Annotated in this window: 20 protein-coding genes and 2 pseudogenes; 12 read left to right on the top strand and 10 right to left on the bottom strand. The window is 56.4% G+C overall.

Going from position 1 to position 17,268, the window contains the following annotated elements:
• Positions 1-4 precede the first annotated feature (4 nt).
• Positions 5-244 carry a hypothetical protein gene (locus FHT97_RS21820; protein ID WP_183756618.1) on the bottom strand — a complete coding sequence of 80 codons (240 nt, stop codon included), beginning with the start codon at positions 242-244 and terminating at the stop codon, positions 5-7.
• A gap of 437 nt (positions 245-681) precedes the next feature.
• Between FHT97_RS21820 and FHT97_RS21815 the strand changes: the two genes are divergently transcribed.
• Complete coding sequence (locus FHT97_RS21815; RefSeq protein WP_312859761.1) at positions 682-1,047, top strand: response regulator; 366 nt, start codon at positions 682-684, stop codon at positions 1,045-1,047.
• A gap of 135 nt (positions 1,048-1,182) precedes the next feature.
• Here FHT97_RS21815 and FHT97_RS31005 read toward each other — a convergent pair whose 3' ends face one another.
• From FHT97_RS31005 to FHT97_RS21805, 3 genes are all read right to left on the bottom strand, one after another.
• Entirely contained in the window at positions 1,183-1,371 is a 189-nt protein-coding gene (locus FHT97_RS31005; RefSeq protein ID WP_246712722.1) for a hypothetical protein, read from the bottom strand.
• A gap of 100 nt (positions 1,372-1,471) precedes the next feature.
• Positions 1,472-1,702 carry a cold-shock protein gene (locus tag FHT97_RS21810; RefSeq protein ID WP_183864237.1) on the bottom strand — a complete coding sequence of 77 codons (231 nt, stop codon included), beginning with the start codon at positions 1,700-1,702 and terminating at the stop codon, positions 1,472-1,474.
• Positions 1,703-2,871: 1,169 nt separating this feature from the next.
• Positions 2,872-3,786 (bottom strand): MurR/RpiR family transcriptional regulator, encoded by a 915-nt coding sequence (locus FHT97_RS21805; RefSeq protein WP_183864236.1) that lies wholly within the window; start codon positions 3,784-3,786, stop codon positions 2,872-2,874.
• 22 nt (positions 3,787-3,808) lie between these two features.
• Between FHT97_RS21805 and FHT97_RS21800 the strand changes: the two genes are divergently transcribed.
• From FHT97_RS21800 to FHT97_RS21775, 6 genes are all read left to right on the top strand, one after another.
• Positions 3,809-4,627, top strand: coding sequence for a transporter substrate-binding domain-containing protein (locus FHT97_RS21800; protein WP_183864235.1), 819 nt, complete (start codon positions 3,809-3,811; stop codon positions 4,625-4,627).
• 61 nt (positions 4,628-4,688) lie between these two features.
• Entirely contained in the window at positions 4,689-5,378 is a 690-nt protein-coding gene (locus tag FHT97_RS21795; protein WP_183864234.1) for an ABC transporter permease, read from the top strand.
• Positions 5,375-6,118 (top strand): ABC transporter permease, encoded by a 744-nt coding sequence (locus FHT97_RS21790; RefSeq protein WP_183864233.1) that lies wholly within the window; start codon positions 5,375-5,377, stop codon positions 6,116-6,118. The genes FHT97_RS21795 and FHT97_RS21790 overlap by 4 nt, the downstream gene beginning before the upstream one ends.
• A complete protein-coding gene (locus FHT97_RS21785) occupies positions 6,111-7,226 on the top strand; it encodes a succinylglutamate desuccinylase/aspartoacylase family protein (RefSeq protein WP_183864232.1) in 1,116 nt (371 codons plus the stop codon). The genes FHT97_RS21790 and FHT97_RS21785 overlap by 8 nt, the downstream gene beginning before the upstream one ends.
• Before the next feature lie 23 nt (positions 7,227-7,249).
• Positions 7,250-8,011, top strand: coding sequence for an ATP-binding cassette domain-containing protein (locus tag FHT97_RS21780; protein WP_183864231.1), 762 nt, complete (start codon positions 7,250-7,252; stop codon positions 8,009-8,011).
• Positions 8,012-8,470: 459 nt separating this feature from the next.
• The gene (locus FHT97_RS21775; protein WP_348649629.1) at positions 8,471-9,172 is read left to right on the top strand and encodes an SDR family NAD(P)-dependent oxidoreductase; all 702 of its coding nucleotides are present in this window, start codon (positions 8,471-8,473) and stop codon (positions 9,170-9,172) included.
• A 105-nt stretch (positions 9,173-9,277) separates the two neighbouring features.
• Here the strand turns inward: FHT97_RS21775 and FHT97_RS21770 are convergent, their stop codons facing one another.
• From FHT97_RS21770 to FHT97_RS21755, 5 genes and pseudogenes are all read right to left on the bottom strand, one after another.
• On the bottom strand, positions 9,278-9,640 hold the full coding sequence (locus FHT97_RS21770) for a DUF2147 domain-containing protein (protein WP_183756738.1): 363 nt from the start codon (positions 9,638-9,640) through the stop codon (positions 9,278-9,280).
• A 280-nt stretch (positions 9,641-9,920) separates the two neighbouring features.
• The gene (locus tag FHT97_RS21765) at positions 9,921-10,571 is read right to left on the bottom strand and encodes a ChrR family anti-sigma-E factor (protein ID WP_183756611.1); all 651 of its coding nucleotides are present in this window, start codon (positions 10,569-10,571) and stop codon (positions 9,921-9,923) included.
• Positions 10,568-11,137, bottom strand: a complete 570-nt coding sequence (locus FHT97_RS21760) for a sigma-70 family RNA polymerase sigma factor (RefSeq protein WP_246712721.1) — start codon at positions 11,135-11,137, stop codon at positions 10,568-10,570. Before FHT97_RS21760 ends, FHT97_RS21765 begins: the two co-directional genes overlap by 4 nt.
• A gap of 103 nt (positions 11,138-11,240) precedes the next feature.
• Positions 11,241-11,615, bottom strand: coding sequence for a DUF1365 family protein (locus FHT97_RS31610; protein ID WP_348649628.1), 375 nt, complete (start codon positions 11,613-11,615; stop codon positions 11,241-11,243).
• A 35-nt stretch (positions 11,616-11,650) separates the two neighbouring features.
• Positions 11,651-11,740 (bottom strand): annotated as a pseudogene (locus FHT97_RS21755) (NAD(P)-binding protein); the annotation flags it as partial.
• A gap of 209 nt (positions 11,741-11,949) precedes the next feature.
• Between FHT97_RS21755 and FHT97_RS21750 the strand changes: the two are divergent.
• A complete protein-coding gene (locus tag FHT97_RS21750; RefSeq protein ID WP_183756610.1) occupies positions 11,950-12,210 on the top strand; it encodes a ribbon-helix-helix protein, CopG family in 261 nt (86 codons plus the stop codon).
• 709 nt (positions 12,211-12,919) lie between these two features.
• Here the strand turns inward: FHT97_RS21750 and FHT97_RS21740 are convergent.
• Positions 12,920-13,906: pseudogene (locus FHT97_RS21740) on the bottom strand (IS1595 family transposase); the annotation flags it as partial.
• A gap of 298 nt (positions 13,907-14,204) precedes the next feature.
• On the opposite strand from FHT97_RS21740, the gene FHT97_RS21735 reads away from it, so the two are divergent.
• The 4 genes from FHT97_RS21735 to FHT97_RS21720 are packed head-to-tail and all read left to right on the top strand — an operon-like array spanning position 14,205 to position 17,145.
• A complete protein-coding gene (locus FHT97_RS21735) occupies positions 14,205-15,011 on the top strand; it encodes a DUF1295 domain-containing protein (protein ID WP_183864314.1) in 807 nt (268 codons plus the stop codon).
• Complete coding sequence (locus tag FHT97_RS21730; protein ID WP_183864229.1) at positions 15,008-16,036, top strand: cyclopropane-fatty-acyl-phospholipid synthase family protein; 1,029 nt, start codon at positions 15,008-15,010, stop codon at positions 16,034-16,036. The genes FHT97_RS21735 and FHT97_RS21730 overlap by 4 nt, the downstream gene beginning before the upstream one ends.
• Positions 16,033-16,599, top strand: coding sequence for a hypothetical protein (locus tag FHT97_RS21725; protein WP_183756606.1), 567 nt, complete (start codon positions 16,033-16,035; stop codon positions 16,597-16,599). Before FHT97_RS21730 ends, FHT97_RS21725 begins: the two co-directional genes overlap by 4 nt.
• Before the next feature lie 15 nt (positions 16,600-16,614).
• A complete protein-coding gene (locus FHT97_RS21720) occupies positions 16,615-17,145 on the top strand; it encodes a lipocalin family protein (protein ID WP_183756605.1) in 531 nt (176 codons plus the stop codon).
• The last annotated feature ends 123 nt before the right edge of the window (positions 17,146-17,268 follow it).

Here is a 17,268-nt window from a genome sequence, read left to right as displayed (position 1 = left end):
CCGATCACTCGCTGCGCGTTATGGTGTCTCGGAATGGCAGCGACAGAACAACGTCGCCGGCGTCATCACGGATCTCCACCGAGCGTGACGAAACGTCCTGCCCCATCAGGATCGCATTGCTCATGATGCTACGGGCGTCTTTGATAGCCTCGCTGCGCGCCGCGTCCAAGGTGGGAAGATCCGTCCCTTCGAAATCTTCCTGGATGCCGCTGCTCATGACGATGTTGAAGTAGAAGCGAGGCATGCGATCTTTCTCTTGTCACACCAGCAGCGACGACGTTACCTTGATACCAACAGGCAAAACGTTGGCGGCAGTATTTCGTTGCTCTCACCGCGCGTCCGGCACACTTAGCCTACAGGAGTTTCCTGTCGCTGAGAACCGTGATCCTTTCCGGGCGATGCAGGCACGGCGGTCGAAAGCGTTTCTCCGCGTCCGTGGCGACCAAGGGAATGCGACGTTCTCCTAACCTCTGGGTGTGAAGAATCCCGCCGGTTGAGGACCTCGGTCATTTTCCCTTCACTCATTCTTCGCTCTTGGCGTCTGACAGGAATGTCGCCACGCTTTTCCGGTCGCAAATTTCTTGGCTGGAACCAGGCAGTCAATGGCGCGTTTGTACGCCAACGTACATTCCCTCGCGGTTTTGCCCTAGAGCATTCCTCCAAAGAGAAAAGCGAGCAAACGTGCCTGACTATCAGCCAGTCGTGCTTGTCGTGGAAGACGAGCCATTCTTGCGTTTGTCGACCGTCGCAGATCTTGAGGACGACGGTTTCATCGTGCTCGAGGCATCGAGCGCAGATGAAGCGATTGAGATTATCGAGGGTCGCCCGGACATCCAGGTGATCTTCACTGATATAGACATGCCCGGCAGCATGGATGGGCTGCGGCTCGCCGCGTTTGTTCGGGATCGCTGGCCGCCAATCAAGATCATTATTACATCTGGCAATAATTTGCCCGGTGCCAGTCTTCCACGCGACGTTCCTTTCATGGGCAAGCCATACAAACGTCAGGACGTGACGTCGGCGATTCGAATGATAATTTCACAGTGACGCTGCGAAGGGTTCATTTTTGGGAGGAGCAACGTCGGTGGCCGTTGCACCAAGCCTGTGGAATCAAGCGACGCCTGGCCACAGTGTCGAAATAGAGTTTTGACCAGGGCTGCTAGTAATCTGCGTAGTGGTCGTTCAACGGCTAGCATGGTCCTGCTCGTCCCGCGCTAGCCGCGCGTCTCGAAGACGCTGTGTCTTGACTTGGCGCGCTTGCTCTTCAGTCTCCAGTTCCTGGACGCCTTGGCCGTGCGCGCAGAACTGGGACTGGATAAGGCTAAACGCAATTTCGGCCCGCTGCCGGGATTTGCTGTAGGTCTGAGTCATGAAAATTCCCTTAGTCTGCAAAGCGATGGATAGGAAAATGCCGGGCAACCTGCCCGGCCTTTCAGATAATCATGCCGTCCCAGTGCCACTAGATCCGTGGTCAAAGAGATGGCAGGTCACAATTGGCGACCTGCAGGTTGCAGGCCGACATCTTCCCCGACTTGATGTCGCGCTCGAGCTCGTAACCAATCTTCTGACCCTCTACGATTTCGCGCATTCCGGGGCGTTCGACGGCAGAGATGTGAACGAGCGCGTCCGCGCCGCCGTTATCGGGCTGGATAAAGCCGAAGCCCTTCGTGGAGTTGGACCATTTTGCTGTGCCAATGGTCATGATGAACCCTTTCAAAGCATAGAGTGCAGGACCGCAGAGGCTGCGCTTCCCGGACGACGTTACGATTGTTTCTGAAAGAGAAGGTTCGAATAGAGCGCGGTGCCAATCGCGCGGTAGACAAAGCTTGGCAAGCAAAAGTTCGATAAAACTAAAAATAGAGACATTCCAGAAGAAGTCAACCGACAGTTTTTTTCGCAGCACTTACCACCATTAGTGAACTCGCGTTAACGTGTATCACGAAGCCGAGCCGGAATGGTCGAAGCTTCGATCGGGCCGGCCCATTCATTCGAATAACGTATCAGAGATATGCGCGGCCGCCTGCTGCCGGACGTGGGCCAGCCGTTTACCAGCAGCACCAGCCGTGCTGCGAGGAGAGGAAGATGCCGGACACCGAAAGCCTTTCCCTACCCGGCGCGACCTTCTCATGGCCTCGTTTGCAACTCTTGCGGCTCCAGACTGCCGACGCCAATGGATACAACACAGAAGAGATCAAACGCCTACGCGAACGACGACACCGGGTTCGCCGAGAAACATGTAGAACGCAACGAACATCGGATCTACGTGCGCGACTATCCCGGCGGCGGCACCGCGTTCGTGATGATCCATGGCTTCCGGACAATAGCCGTATCGATAGGGACGTCGCTCCGCTACTATGTGCCGCCGGGCGCCGGGTTATCGCCTTCGACTTCCTCGGATTCAGTGCGTCTCAAGGCGCGGCCTGGTCTAACGGACGATGACGAAGGTAGCTGCCGGGCACGTGGTCAGATAGGGCGCCGTGTTCTAACCATCTGCGCTCCGAGCTCCACACCCCAGTTGCTCAGGAGCTGAAATAGTTTAACGGATCGATCGCGCTTCCCGCGGCAGGATCCGCCGCCAAATCCGCAGGCTAATTAGCGCACAACCTTGGCTGCTGACAATTGCGCGGCGACCTTCGAAAGCGTTCTCAGTTGAGGCGGCGGTATGGCTTCTCTTGGGTCGTTGCGATAGGCCAGTAGCAGGTTTCGAATTCAGAGAAGAGAGTCGCAAATACGGGTGAGACTAAGGATTGAAGACGCCGCAGTAGCGATCACGCCCTCGAGCCCGGGAATGTCAACCTTCCGCTTGTTGCCGCCCCCCGCCGGCGATGTTACCTAGAACACTGCGTCGCTGACGTCGCTGGTATGTTCTGATCAGCCGCTGCCCGCGAGATAAGTTGCTATGGCACTTGCAAGTCTTTCGGCTTTTTTGAGGTTTTCTGGGTCAGAAATCAAAAACTCTGAAACCAAGGCCTCGATCAACACCAGACCTGGCACGCTGCTGCTGGAAATCACCGGATGCTGAGCGGGCGCGAGCAGCAACTCGTTCGCGTATTCGGATATCGGTGATGCAGTGGAGTCGGTCAAAGCGATTACCTCTGCACCTCGCTCCCGTGCGAACCGGACCATTTCAACCGCGTCTTTCGAGTAACGAGGGAAAGAAATCGCTACGACGAGATCTCCCGTCGTGGACGAAGCCAGGCGCGCCGCAGCGGATTCGGTACCACCGTACTGCGCAATATTGACGACATTCTCTCGATAGGGCTGTAAACCCAACGTCAACATCGCCGCCAAGTGCGCGCTCAAGCCGAAACCGACGACGTACACACGATTGGCTGACCCTATCTTTCTGGATGCCGCCTTCAGCCTGTTCGCGGTTTCGGTCTCTTGAAGTTGGGCAACCAAAACTGCTGCTGATGCGAGACTTCTTTCAACCGCCCCGTTCCGCGAGCTGTCATCGCTCATTGTTTCGTTGAGCTTGCTGACAGGCGCGATGAGCGAGCCGATGATATTCCCGACAGCGGCCCGAAACTCGGCGAAACTGGCAACACCCAGATCCCGGGCGTACCTGCTTATTGTCGAGGTCGAGACGCCTGTGATTTGCGAGAGGTCTTCAATGCCCCGGGTTGCTACAAAAACAGGATCCCTGAGCGTGAACTCCGAGAGTTGACGCTGGGACGTGGTTCCCTCCCTGAGTAATCGCGAGATTTTCTTTCCCAGCTTCGAAGTCGAGAATTGGCGGTCTGACTCCGCTGACCAGACTTTTGGATTATGGGAATCTGTTTTCATAAATTGACACCGTGAAAAAAAGTTGCCATCCTTAGAGCATACTAACGCTGAGGAGGAAACTATGCGTCTGAAAATTGCTGGGGTGATAGCATTAACACTATTTGCAACGCATCTTCGTGCCGAGGAGGCGACGGTCAGAGTGGGAGTTGAAGGCAACTACCCCCCATTCTCCCAGGTCAGCCCCGATGGGACCTTGAGCGGATTTGACATCGACATTGCCAACGCGATTTGCACGGAAATGAAGACAAAGTGCGCGATGGTCCAGCAGGAATGGGACGGCATGATTCCAGCCCTGAATGCGAGCAAGTTCGATATGATTGTCGCTTCCATGAGCATCAACGAGAAACGCAAAAAGGCGGTCAACTTCTCGAAACCGTACTATGATGTTCCCTCGCGCTGGATCGCGAAAGACGGCGCTTTCCAGTCTTGGAAGCCTGAGGACCTCAAGGGCAAGACGATCATCGTCCTCAGAAATTCGCCCCGGGCAGAATATCTGGCGAAGAACTACCCCGACAGCAATGTCCTGGCAGTAGACAAGGAACCAGCGGTCTACCTCGAACTTGCCGCAGGTCGCGGAGACATCGCATTCGGCTCGTCTGTCGTCTCAGCCGAGTCGTTCTTGAAAAAACCTGAAGGAAAAGGATTCTCACAGGTCGGTGATACTCTATTCCTCGACGAGGGAACCGACGGCGGTGTGGGAATAGCACTCAGGAAGACCGACGACAATTTGCGGGCCAAGGTCGACGAGGCGCTAACAAACGTGATGAAGAACGGCACTTACAAGCAGATCGCTGCGAAGTATTTCGATTTCGACGTCACGCCGCTGTCCGGCAGGAAGTAAGTGCGTTCGGCTCCAGCGCAGGCAAAAAGGCGCTGGAGCTGCCTCACGGGGGTTCAAGATATTGTTTTACGGTTACCTGCCCATGATTCTCTCGGGGCTTAAGGTCACGCTCTCCGTCGCTTTCGCGTCCCTGGTGGTTGCCTCAGCTCTCGGCCTCGTCGGGGCGGTGGCGAAGGTTTATGGCAGCGGTTTGGCAAGGGGAGCCGCGACAGCTTATACGACGGTCGTACGTGCGCTTCCGGACCTCCTGGTCATGCTTGTCGTGTTCTATGGCGGGCAAATTATGCTCAACAGGTTCGGTGAGCGGGTCGGCTGGGGCTACGTGGATGTCGATCCGTTTCTGGCCGGGACTTCGACCCTGGGTTTCATTTTCGGCGCGTACCTCACCGAGACGTTTCGCGGGGCTATTTTAAGCGTTCCAGCGGGACAGATCGAGGCGGCTTTTTCGTGCGGCCTTCGCCGAAGGCAGGTCCTGCGGTTCATTCTCGTGCCCCAGATGATGCGGCACGCGATACCTGGATTGACGAATAATTGGTTGGTGATGCTCAAGGCAACCGCCCTGGTGTCGATCATCGGCCTCGACGATATGGTGCACCGAGCCGATCTGGCGTCCGCCGCCACGAGAGAGCCGTTCACTTTCTATGCGCTGATCGGATTGATCTATTTATCCGTCACCACGATTTCCGTGGTTATTTTCCAACTCGTTGAGCGCCGATTCTCGAGGGGCGTCAAGACATTGGGTGCCACATGATAACTTGGTCCATAGTCCTGGAATCATTGCCGGCATTCCTGTCTGGCCTCAAGATTACGATGGCTCTTCTCGCGCTGGTGACGCTGACTGGGTTTGCACTGTCGGTGCCGCTCGCGGTCGCCCGCGCCTCCAATTCGTTTTGGATATCAAGACCAGTGTGGCTGTTCACTTACGTCATCCGCGGCACGCCGCTTCTGGTCCAGCTCTTCATCGTCTACTATGGGCTGGCGCAGTTCGCCGTTCTTCGAGAAAGCGCCCTGTGGCCTGTTCTCCGGTCGCCGTGGTTTTGCGCCTGGTTCGCATTGAGCTTGAACACCACCGCTTACACAGTCGAGATATTTTCTGGTGCCATTCGAGCCGTCCCTGGAGGCGAAGTCGAAGCTGCGCGATCGATCGGCCTTAACCGCTTGGCCGTCTTCACCAGCGTGATATGGCCCGCAGCCTGGCGGCGGGCTCTGCCCCAATATGGCAACGAGGTCATCATGATGATGCACGCAACGGCGTTGGCGAGCACAGTCACTATCGTAGAGGTCATGCGGGTCGCGCGGGACGTCTACACAAACAACCTCGTCATTGCGGAGTCTTTTGGCGTAGCGGCCCTGATTTATCTGTTTCTGACCATCGTCCTAGCACGGGCATTCAGGATGCTGGAGCATCGCTTTCTGCGTCACCTCTCGTCTTCACTAAAGAGTAATTTTGACTCAAAACATCCGAAATTGGATCGTGGAATTCATGCTTGAAACCGAATATCAGATTAAGGGACGCGGAATTGGGACGGCTCACCTCCTGAAGTCCTTCACGTTTGGCGATCCCAATGCCCGTCCGCATGTCTATATCCAGGGTGGGCTACATGCGGACGAAGGTCCAGGAATGCTCGTCTCGAGGATGACATGCGAAAAACTGCTGATTTTGGAACAGACAGGCAAAATAAGCGGTCGGGTGACGGTAGTGCCTGTTGCCAATCCCATAGGTTTGTCGCAGTTCGGCCTCGGACAGCAAGAAGGCCGATTTGACGTCTACGACGGCCGAAACTTCAACCGGCATTATCCGGACCTCACCCTCGGCGTCGTCAGTAGGCTGGATTGCCTCCTCGGGGAAGATCCCAAGGAGAACGTCGCGATTATCCGCGAAGCCCTGCGCCAGGAAGTGGACGCTTGGCCGGCCGATACACCTGCTGATTTGCTTCGCAAAAGGATTCTGCAGACATCTGTCGATGCAGACTACGTACTCGACCTTCACTGCGATGGGGAAGCCGAGGTCCACATTTATACCCAACCGGAGTTCATTGAAGCACTTGAGGCGCTGTCAGCATTTCTAAAGGCGCGGGCGGTGCTTATCGCCGAGGTTTCTGGTGACAACCCCTTCGACGAGGCCGTCTCCCAGCCGTGGGTCGCACTGCGCCAACTGTACGGCCGTCATGCTATCCCGGTTGGCTGCGTCGCAACTACGATCGAGCTACGGGGGCGATCAGACGTTCAAATTGACCTTGCAGCGCAAGATGCCGACGCGATTATCCAGTTCCTGATCGCAATTGGCGTGGTGCAAGGCGAAATGCAGAAGCCTCCTGAGATGCTCTGCGAACCTACGCCGCTTTCCGGTTCTCAAGCTCTGATCTCTCCGGCAGCCGGGCTGCTTTCCTATCGGTGTCAGCTAGGACAGTTCATCAATCGAGGCGACATCGTCGCCGACATTATCGATCCTTTGACGGGCCGAATAGATCACATAGAGGCAGCAACTTCCGGCATCTTCTATGCCCGGGCAGACACACGGATCGCGGAAGTAGGCAAACGCCTCGGCAAAATCGCGGGCAAAGACCCGTTTAGAACGGGCTTGTTGCTAAGCCCATGACGAAGGAACATTCGGTGACGCCGATGCTACAAGCTAAGAACATCAAAAAACGTTTTGGAACTGTTGAAGTTCTCAAGGGAATCTCGCTCACCGCAAAACGAGGCGACGTCATTTCCATGATCGGCTCCTCGGGCTCCGGGAAAAGCACCTTCTTGCGCTGCCTGAACATGCTTGAGCGCCCCACAGAAGGCGAACTCACATGGAACGGTGACGCTCTGCGCCTCGTTCGAGACCGGACCGGAAATCTTTCGGCCTCCGATAGAGGTCAGTTGACCAGTCTTCGCTCGTCAATCGCCATGGTCTTCCAACAATTCAACCTTTGGAGCCATATGACAGCGCTGGAGAACGTCATGCTTGGACCCCTCAAAGTTCAAGGAGTGCCAAAGAGTGCCGCCGCCGAGAAAGCGCAGGCATACCTCGAAAAGGTCGGGGTTTGGCATAGACGACATGCATATCCAACGTCGCTTTCCGGAGGTGAGCAACAACGGGTCGCCATTGCAAGAGCGCTTGCGATGGAGCCAGACATCATCCTCTTCGATGAACCAACATCGGCGCTCGATCCCGAACTCGTCGGCGAAGTGCTCAGGGTAATGAGGTCGCTCGCCAACGAAGGGAGGACGATGATCGTCGTTACGCACGAGATGGCGTTCGCCAGAGAAGTCGCAAACAGGGTCGTGTTTTTGCACAATGGCGTAATCGGCGAGGAGGGCAATCCAGCGGAAATTTTCGGGCATCCCAAGAGCGAGCGACTGAAGGCGTTTCTCTCCAATAATCTGACGCACTGACCCTTGGCTACATTGGGGGTTGGCTACTGTCCGAACCGCTGACTGGCGGTTCGGCACGAGCGCCACACGAGTGGGATCTGGCTGGTTGCTGGCGATCAAGGAACCATCAGCTGGCCTAGCTGCTTTTGCGCTGCCCGTTTTGAACTAGGCGGGACTTGCCATTAATGATTAAAAGCTGGGTGGCGAGTGATCTGTTTCGCCGGAGCACCGTAGAATGTTTCAGGCCGATGAGCCGGGGTTGGCCTGCGATGGGAAGCAGGCCTAAGTGCTTTCCACGCACGGCTGGCCTTCCATAGGCTGTGGACCGGCCGCATGCTTGGGTGAGCTGGGTCACGGCTGACAAAGGTGAAGACATGTCAGGCGTGCGAAGCGTGTGACTACCAAGACTGACCACGAAACGGCTATCGAGAAAATTTTCGGCGGAAGTGAACGCAGTAACGCCTGGCGTGGAGCGAACCGATGGAGATTATGCAATCGCTGCCAGATCACTACAACGCACTGGTGATCGGCGCTTCTGGCGGCATCGGTTCGGCCCTTGTCGATGCTCTCGAGAACGACACAAGGATCGGTTCGATTGTCGCCCTTTCTCGTTCGTACGATGGAATCGACATTACCAACGAAGCGACGATCGAGAACTGGGCGGCGCGGCTTAAGGACCGAGAGTTTCACCTTTTGATTTGCGCGACGGGAGCTTTGACGATCCAAGGAGCCGGGCCTGAAAAGTCGCTAAAGCAATTGAGCCCACAAAGTATGGCAAATCAGTTCGCAGTCAATGCGATCGGTCCGGCCCTCCTCTTGAAGCATTTTGCTCCGTTGATACCGCGCAGAGATCGCGCGCTCATTTGCGTTCTCTCCGCTCGTGTCGGGTCAATTGGCGATAACTATTTGGGCGGCTGGATTTCTTATAGAGCCTCTAAGGCGGCTCTCCATCAAATCGTCCGGACAGCCTCAATCGAAATTGGGCGAACACATCCAAACGCGATCGTTTTGGCAATCCATCCGGGGACTGTCGCGACAACCCTTTCTGAGCGATTTTCGAGCGGTTATGACCGGTTTTCGCCGCCGGAGGCTGCGCAGATGATACTACAGACGCTAGACTCGGCATCGACAATTTCAAGCGGAAGGTTTCTAGCTTATGACGAATCCGAAATAGTTTGGTAAGGCAAAAGGTCAGAACGAAAGCCGACGATGGCGGCAGAACGGAGCTTGTAGTTTTCCTGATGGGACCGCTTTTAGAGATCTATGTTGTTCAAACGAGGCCCGTCGTCATTCGAACCGTTGCCACGTCACGGCCTTGCAGACTATGCCGGCGAGCACGCACCCTCGCGTGGTCATCCGCTGCCCCGTTACTTCCACCGTCAGCTTGTAGGTAAGTCCCCGCTGGGGATCGAAGGCGGTTCCCGAATACAGGCCGCCGCCGTCTGGTCGCACTGTCATGACGAGCGTGTCGCCGGCTTTTTCCCGTGGGGTGCCGGGCTTGATCCATAGGTTTGTTGCACACATATTGGAGCCGCAGGATGCGATTTTCACCCGCGCGTTTCCGTCGCCCCTCGCCCATTGCCCTGTCATGTCCGCCGCTGCCACTGGCGAAGCGATGGCGAAGGCCAGCATTGCTAAGATAGCAAACATCAACGCCGACGAGTTCGTGCCTGCAACTGCCTTCCGTAAAGACACGAGCTTTTCCTTCGCGCTTCTTTGACTCATTGAACAATCCTTCGTATTTCAAGGAAAGTACGAAAGCAGGGGAACTTCGGATCACTTCAACCCGGCGTGGTCGCGTGGTCATCTCGCTAAAAGGGTGCTGCATCACCTTTCAAAGGCCCTCGCGCGGGCGGTTGGATCGGAGGTGTTGGATCTGGTCCTTCCCGGTCCGATTGGGCGTCAACGAGAGCAGCCTACTGATGTTGGATCAAATGCGGAAAGCTTTCTGAAGAACCCTCATCAACAAGCTCTTGAACTTCAACGGCGCGTCCGTAACCGCAAGGCAAATACAATCTTTTGCATCCGTCGCTTTGGGGGTGTGCGTGAACGAGCCGTCGGCGATCTCGACGTCACCCGGGCCAAAGGTGGAAATCTCATCCTCAAAGCTTCCATCCAGGACAAGCGTGAGTTCGGTTCCGTTGTGCGAATGCTCGGGCACAGCTTGGCCTGCCGGTATCTTGAGAAGGCGCACGATCGTTGTTTTATCTTCTGTCGGGATGATCATTTGCGCCGCGCCACGCCCTAGAGCCCTCCACCTCAATCCACCAGCCATGTCGACGTACGACGCGAGAGGCTCGGGCAACAGAGCGCTCGCGCTGCGAGTTTGCTTTTTCGGAGGCGCTTCATCCGGTTTCGTTGCGATGATACGTTTTGTCATATCGCTCCAACCGTCATCGAGGTTCCCATCGGCCACCTCTGTCTCCAGAAAATATCCCCCGATGCACTCATAGTTGCGGAACATAGCGCGGCAGGAGGAGCACATCGTCAGGTGGGTTGCGGCACCCAGGGCCCAACCAGCCTCGAGATTGCCCGCTGCGAGCCCACCGAGGAAGTGGTCGTCCAGATGATGACGGATCATTTGAGGTCCCTCAGCGCTTCCCGGAGCCGGTCGCATGCCAGGCGGATCCTCGATTTGACCGTTCCCAAAGGTATACCTAAGCGAACCGCGATCGCGCCGTGCGCCATTCCTTCGAAATATGAAAGTTTGAGCACTTCGAAATAGTCTTTCTTCAACTCGCTCATTGCCCTGACCAGCGCGTCAGCCTCCTGAGTTCGAACAAGGATATCGTCTGCTGGTTCCAGGTCGTCCGGCCGGAAGATCGGGTCCTCAAGGTCGAAATCCGGCTTCGGCCCTCGCCTCAACGCGTCAATCCTGACGTTTCGCGCGATCGCAAACATCCACGTAGAAGCTTGGCCCCGCTCGGGATCGAATAGATGCGCCTTCCGCCAGACTTGCACCATGGCTTCTTGCACATACTCCTCGACCACCGCAGGCTCCTTGGACGTCCGCGACATGAACGATCTAAGCTTCGGAACGAAATACCTGTAGATCGCCTCAAACGCCTGCTTGTCCCGATCGTCTCCAACCCTTTTCATCAGAGCGTTGATCAACTCGCGATCCATTTGACCCGTATTGTTAGGCAATATTGATACCCTTGACAGCGAACATGGTCCGCCTGGCCGTTGTAAAACGGTTTGTGCGCTGCCATCGATTCCCGGCTCAGAATACGCTCGTAACAACATATGATTAATACGTCGGAAAAAGGAAACGGATCACTCGCTCATGGAGCCCACGCCCCCATTTCAAACTCGCCATCGAATTGAAGCATGGTCGGATCACGCGCGTGCGATAAGAAATCGGCGCTTCGGAATCAGAGGACGCAACGAAAGAGGCGGCCACCTGCCCCTTCAGGTTGAAACCAGATCGATCTCCTCGATCCTTGCAGTGAAATGAGCAGGGGTTGAAGCGGTCGACGCAGAACAGTTTCAGCTGTCGGTCGACTGCCTCGAGTTCGTCTAGATCGAGGAGCAGCGAGCAGATGCTATTGGCAAGACTATGGCGCGTCGGCCTTGAAGGTGAATGCGGGCCAGGTAGAAGCACCAATTTTGGTACCGTTGTCATGCAAACACTTCCTGCCCATCTGGCAGTGCGGCCGGCGCCTCGAAAACGGTGACTTCGCGTCGCTGCGACAACAGCCATGCCGCAGGGAGGCCAGAAATCCCACTCCCCACAACTGCTATCTTCAATCGCTTAAAGGCTTATCCCGTTCGTACAGGTTGATACCTGATGAAGTGTTAGCGGGCAGCCGACTCAGTACGACGCCAATTAGAGGATTACAGGAATCGGATGAAAATGCGCCAGGTTGCAGCGCCGATCCACAACAGGCTCAGGCGAGTTGACCAGTCAAGCTATTTGTCTTACATTGTCTTGCAGTTTGAGAAATCGGAGAAGTTCTATGACCAAGTCGCAAGGATCGGAATCTGTGACGCTCCGCGTCCCCTCGGATGTGGTTGCGAGCATCGAGGCTATCGCTGAAGCTACCGATCGCTCAAGAAGCTACATCATCGTTCGCGCTCTGAAGACGTATCTCCTCAACGAAGGGGCGGATGTGTTGGCTGCGGTTCGTGGCCGCGATCAGATCGCGGCTGGCGAGTATGAGGACATCGATGACCTCATCGCTGATGTGGACAAAATCGTTGCCGGACAGGCTGCATGACGCGAGTGAAAGTCTCAAAAGATGCAGCCGACTTCGTCAGGAGTGAAGCGGCCTATCTTCGACGTCGCAATCCCCATGCCGCTCGCAGTTTCGCAGATACCGTAAGACGCGCGAAGGAAGTCTTGAGGACCTTCGCCGATGCGGGGAACGTGACGCATGGGCTCCAAATAGATGGTGGGCTTACGCTTGTCGTCGATGCCTACCTATTCGACTACATGCGCGAAGATCGGGACGTAAACATCATCGCAGTCCGCCATGGTCGAATGCTTCAGTTAACTCCTGATGTCGAGGAAGACCTCGAAGACGACCTTGAGCTGAAAGGGTCGTATGATGATTCTTCCAGCACCTTTAAGCCGTAAATCTTGCCAGTTTCGCTTCGGTCTGCTTTCTGGGCCTTGCTCCCGTAATGGCCGATCCGAGCGGAATATGGCGCAGATACCCTTTGATGATCTTGGTTGGAGCCAGACCCGGCGGATGGACATACCGCCTCGTGTTGCTCCTCCCCTGATCTTCTTGGAGGGAGGGCGGAACGTGTGGGTGCCCGTCGCCGATATTTCCACCTCTTCTCGCTCCGCCGAACTTCGTCGAGTGCTTCGAAGATATCGCAACCGTGTTCCACGGCGTAGTCTTTGGCGCGGTCGAGCCTGTCAGGTCTGACCATGACGAGAACCTGATCCTCGTGCGCTTCTTTCCACTCGCCCGTGTCGCCGACGATGTCGCGCCATGTCGTTCGGCCAATCCGCTGACCGAGACCGAGGATGGTGTCGACGTTGGTCTGGAAATGTCGGCGGCGGTTCCAGCGGAAGACGAACTCGTTGGCGTAAATGTCGACGTGCTTGTCGCGGACACCGTGATACGTCCCGTAGCTCCACCGCTTGAAATTGGCGAAGAGGCGGTGCACCCACGGCAGGACCTCATGCGCAGGCGGTGCATCGACGGCGCTCAGGTTGATCGCCTGGTGACCACGATCTTCCAACCTCCTGTAGGCGGTGTTGCCGTCGGTGAGGAGCAGGCTGCCGACGGCGGTGTTGTCCCGGATGAAGGCGTGCAGGCTCTCGCGATTGATGTTGACGATGCGCTGCAGCCGACAACGCGCAGGGTACTTTCCTGCCTCCACCTCCACCGCTCCAATCATGAAAATCTTGCCGATGGGGCTGCGTCCCTGACCGCCACCGTCTGGCTCGTCCTTGCGGCGGAACGGCACGTTGGTCTCGTCGATCTCGATCATGCCACGTAGCGGTCGCCTGTCGGGATCGACCATTGCCCGCCGGAGCTTGTGAAGTAGAAGCCAAGCGGTCTTGTAGCTGCCGAGGCCCAGCTTCGGCTGGAGTTGAAGGGCGGACATCCCGTTCGAGTGGGTGGCGAGAAGGTAGGCTGCCAGGAACCAGATGCGGAGCGGGAGATGCGTGCCATGCATCACCGTTCCGGCGACGAGCGAGGTCTGGTGGCGACAGCCCGTGGCAGTTCGCGTCCCGTTATCATCGACGACAACGCCCTGGCATTCCCAAACCCATGGGCGAGCCTCCAACCGCCAGGCACGGTTCCCTCCGCAACACGGGCATCGCAAGCCGCTCTTCCAACGCTTCTTCGCCAGATATTCCGCGCAGGCGTAATCGTCGGCGAAGTCCGAGGTGAACTTCTCCAGCGATGGCGGCTTGTCGTTCGCCCAGCGTGGCGGAAACAGGCTCTCGCTCATGCCCTCCCTTTATCGCAGGAGGGGAAATGAGTCATTTTGCAACGCTAATTTAGATGCGATTAATACCTGTGCGAACGGGATAAGCCATATCGCTTACCGCCCTCAGTCCGATCTGAGAGTGCCATTAAACCCTCTTCTCCGGCCATCGATCGTGGCCTTGCTTTGTTTTACATACGAGAAATTGCCCGGGTTGGTTTCATGAATCGAAAATTTTTGAACATTTCGGAGTTTTTCGAAACCAAAACTCTAATGCGTCCGTAGACATCGGCTGTATCGCTTCGAGCTGATCGAGGAAATGATGGAGTTGGATGTTCTCATCATAATCGCAACTTGGCTGTCGGTTGCCATGTCGATCGCTTGGGCGGTACAGCGCGCCACGGGCCTGAGTGGTTGGATCGATACGATTTGGACTTTTGCGGTCGGCAGCAGCGGGGTCTTTGCCGCACTGTCCGCCAATGGAAATTTCGATAGGCGCATCGCCGCGCTCGTCATCATCACTGCTTGGTCGCTTCGGCTCGGCGGCCATATTGGATCGCGAACCAGGGGCGGCAGTGAAGATCCCCGGTACGCGAAGTTCATGGAGGAATGGGGGGGTCGTGCCGCCTGGCGGCTTTTCGTCTTCCTGCAGATCCAGGCCGTGGTGGCGTTTGTTTTGGTCCTTGCGGTTTATCTCGCAGCACTGAACGATGCACCCTTTCCCCGGCTTATAGATGGACTGTGGCTATTGGTCGCTGCACTGTCGCTCGCTGGAGAGGCATTTTCCGACTTACAGCTGGCGCGTTTCCGCAAGACGCCGCAAGCAAAGACTGAAATTTGCGAAACTGGTTTCTGGCGCTATTCACGCCACCCCAATTACTTCTTCGAATGGCTTTTCTGGTGCTGTTGGCCGTTCTTTGCGCTAGGCCCCACACCATGGAGCTGGCTGTCTCTACTCGCGCCGCTGCTAATGTACTGGCTGCTCGTGCGTGTCTCCGGCATCCCGCCTCTTGAAGAACACATGATGCGCTCGCGCGGCGATAAGTTCCGCGCGCTGCAGGGACGCGTGAACGCCTTCTTTCCTGGTCCTCGAAAATCCGGCATCGCCCATCAAGGAAAACAGTCATGAATGTATTGGCCTTCGCCATAAATACCGCCGAACGCGCTCCGCTCACCGACGGCATGACGCTCGCCGGGATTGAGCTCCTCTGTCGGCGCTCCAAGCTCAAGCTTGCCGCGACCCCGGTCGAAACGGAGCAGGAGTTCGTCAAGACAATGAGCAGGTTTCCCATCGCGACCCACCCTAACGATGCCAACCAGCAGCACTACGAAGTTCCTGCGGAGTTCTTCGCGTTGGTACTCGGACCGCAGCAGAAATACTCCTGCGGCCTTTATCCGCACGCCGGCACCGCTCTTGAGGCAGCAGAGACCCATGCGCTTGCCGAAACGGTCAACCACGCTGCGATCGAAGATGGCATGAGCATCCTCGAACTGGGTTGCGGTTGGGGATCGCTGTCACTGCATCTCGCCACGCGATTTCCGAACTCGAAAATAACCTCGGTTTCGAATTCCGCTTCTCAGCGAGAATTCATTTGTGGGCGTGCGCGGGATCGCGGACTGACGAACCTCAAGGTGATAACCGCAGACATGAACGACTATGCGACAACCGATCGCCATGACCGCGTGGTCTCAGTAGAAATGTTCGAGCACATGTCCAACTGGCGCACCTTGCTGGCGCGTGTCCGTGCCTGGATTAAACCGGATGGAAGACTCTTTCTGCATGTCTTCACCCACAAGGATCGGTCTTACCGCTTTGATCACGACGATCCGACAGACTGGATCGCCCGCCATTTTTTCACCGGGGGAATCATGCCGGCACACGATCTGCCGCATCGGTTCGGCGACTTATTCAAAGTGGAGCAGGAATGGCGCTGGTCCGGCATGCATTATCGCCACACGGCACTCGGCTGGTTGGCGAATTTCGATCGCAACATCGAGCGCATCGAGCCCATTTTCCGTCAGGTCTACGGCAAGCGTGCGTCGTTGTGGCTTCGCCGTTGGCGGTTGTTTTTCCTCTCGACCGCCGGCCTCTTCGGCCACGACAACGGCGACGTCTGGGGCGTTGGCCACTATCTATTGGTTCCGACCCCGTGACCGACGGTGCGCGAAAATCGTTGGACCCTTTGACCCAGGCAAGCGTGACTGTCGCGTGGATCATTGTACTGAACAAACCGTTCTATCCGGTTTACGTATGGTATCTTGCCCGAGAAGGTGCCGCGGCATCGCTTGGCACGTTAATCGCCACACCATTCTTTGCCGCGATCCCATTCATAGCGCGGCGGTCAAGTCTGGCAGCTCGCGTTTCCCTTCCCCTTGTCGGCACCGTCGATACACTGTTCGAAACGAAGCTCTTTGGTCCGGCATCAGGTACCGAACTTTTTTATGCCGCGTGCATCCTGCTCGTGGCGGTGTCTTTCAAAGCTGAGGAGCTTTGGTGGCAACGCTGCGCGGCCTTAATCGTTTTCCTAATTTTCGTGTATTCCCGAAACTGCATCGGAACTCCGCTCTCTGTCTGGGACCGCGATGATCTATCGACGTTGCTAAGCCTAAACGCCTTTGCGGTCGCCGGTCTCACAACCTTTATTGCGCTCCGCTCCGCCGGAAACTTACGCGCTGCCGGACTCGGCGCTGGAAATGAGCATCAAAAGCACGGGTAATCTTAGGAGAGTAACATGTTGCCTACTCGCTTCGCAGCACTTCTGACTGCTGTGGTTAGCTTGGCTCTTACTACCGGAACGCAGGCTAACGCTGCGCCCGAGGTCGTCAAGGTTGGACCCGACCACTATCGGGGGACTTGGCTGGAGGTTGGGCGGACTCCGATGTTTCTCACAGACGGTTGCGTTGCGGGTTATTCGACTTACCGAAAGGGCAAAACGCCGAGCGAGGTTATGGTCGAGGATGGCTGCCACGACGGTACTCCCAAGGGTCGGCTGAAGACCGTCCGCGGCACGGGAAAGATCCAGGATTTCGGGACGACAAACGCAAAGATGCGCGTCCGTTATCCATGGCTCATCACCTTCAACTACTGGGTACTCTATGTATCACCTGATAAATCCTGGTTCATCAGTGCTAACCCAGCTATGACCAATCTCTGGATCTATTCGAGAACAGTTCCTTCCAAGGCGCTCCTTCGAAAGATGGTCCGCAAGGCCGACGAGCTTGGCTATGATGTCCGGAGGCTGGAGTTTCCGCCAGCCCGGTAGATAAATGTGTTCGAGATCAACAAGACGACTGACCTTGCCCCCAAGTTTTATCCAGTTTTAAGTTCGCTCCGGCGGTTTTGGGTTGCTGTATTTGGGGCGGTAGCGGCGGGTTGCGGTGCGGAG

Origin of the sequence: Rhizobium sp. BK399 (genome assembly GCF_014194695.1) — a bacterium.
In the GTDB taxonomy this organism is placed as follows: Bacteria; Pseudomonadota; Alphaproteobacteria; order Rhizobiales; family Rhizobiaceae; genus Rhizobium.
Note: the sequence above shows the minus strand (reverse complement) of the source record. Positions and strands in the feature narration are given on the sequence as shown.

Coding starts and splice junctions, on each gene's coding strand:
- FHT97_RS21820 (WP_183756618.1), bottom strand. CDS start 244: ATGCCTCGCTTCTACTTCAACATCGTCATGAGCAGCGGCATCCAGGAA.
- FHT97_RS31005 (WP_246712722.1), bottom strand. CDS start 1,371: ATGACTCAGACCTACAGCAAATCCCGGCAGCGGGCCGAAATTGCGTTT.
- FHT97_RS21810 (WP_183864237.1), bottom strand. CDS start 1,702: ATGACCATTGGCACAGCAAAATGGTCCAACTCCACGAAGGGCTTCGGC.
- FHT97_RS21805 (WP_183864236.1), bottom strand. CDS start 3,786: ATGAAAACAGATTCCCATAATCCAAAAGTCTGGTCAGCGGAGTCAGAC.
- FHT97_RS21790 (WP_183864233.1), top strand. CDS start 5,375: ATGATAACTTGGTCCATAGTCCTGGAATCATTGCCGGCATTCCTGTCT.
- FHT97_RS21785 (WP_183864232.1), top strand. CDS start 6,111: ATGCTTGAAACCGAATATCAGATTAAGGGACGCGGAATTGGGACGGCT.
- FHT97_RS21780 (WP_183864231.1), top strand. CDS start 7,250: ATGCTACAAGCTAAGAACATCAAAAAACGTTTTGGAACTGTTGAAGTT.
- FHT97_RS21775 (WP_348649629.1), top strand. CDS start 8,471: ATGGAGATTATGCAATCGCTGCCAGATCACTACAACGCACTGGTGATC.
- FHT97_RS21770 (WP_183756738.1), bottom strand. CDS start 9,640: ATGTTTGCTATCTTAGCAATGCTGGCCTTCGCCATCGCTTCGCCAGTG.
- FHT97_RS21765 (WP_183756611.1), bottom strand. CDS start 10,571: ATGATCCGTCATCATCTGGACGACCACTTCCTCGGTGGGCTCGCAGCG.
- FHT97_RS31610 (WP_348649628.1), bottom strand. CDS start 11,615: ATGACAACGGTACCAAAATTGGTGCTTCTACCTGGCCCGCATTCACCT.
- FHT97_RS21750 (WP_183756610.1), top strand. CDS start 11,950: ATGACCAAGTCGCAAGGATCGGAATCTGTGACGCTCCGCGTCCCCTCG.
- FHT97_RS21735 (WP_183864314.1), top strand. CDS start 14,205: ATGGAGTTGGATGTTCTCATCATAATCGCAACTTGGCTGTCGGTTGCC.
- FHT97_RS21730 (WP_183864229.1), top strand. CDS start 15,008: ATGAATGTATTGGCCTTCGCCATAAATACCGCCGAACGCGCTCCGCTC.
- FHT97_RS21720 (WP_183756605.1), top strand. CDS start 16,615: ATGTTGCCTACTCGCTTCGCAGCACTTCTGACTGCTGTGGTTAGCTTG.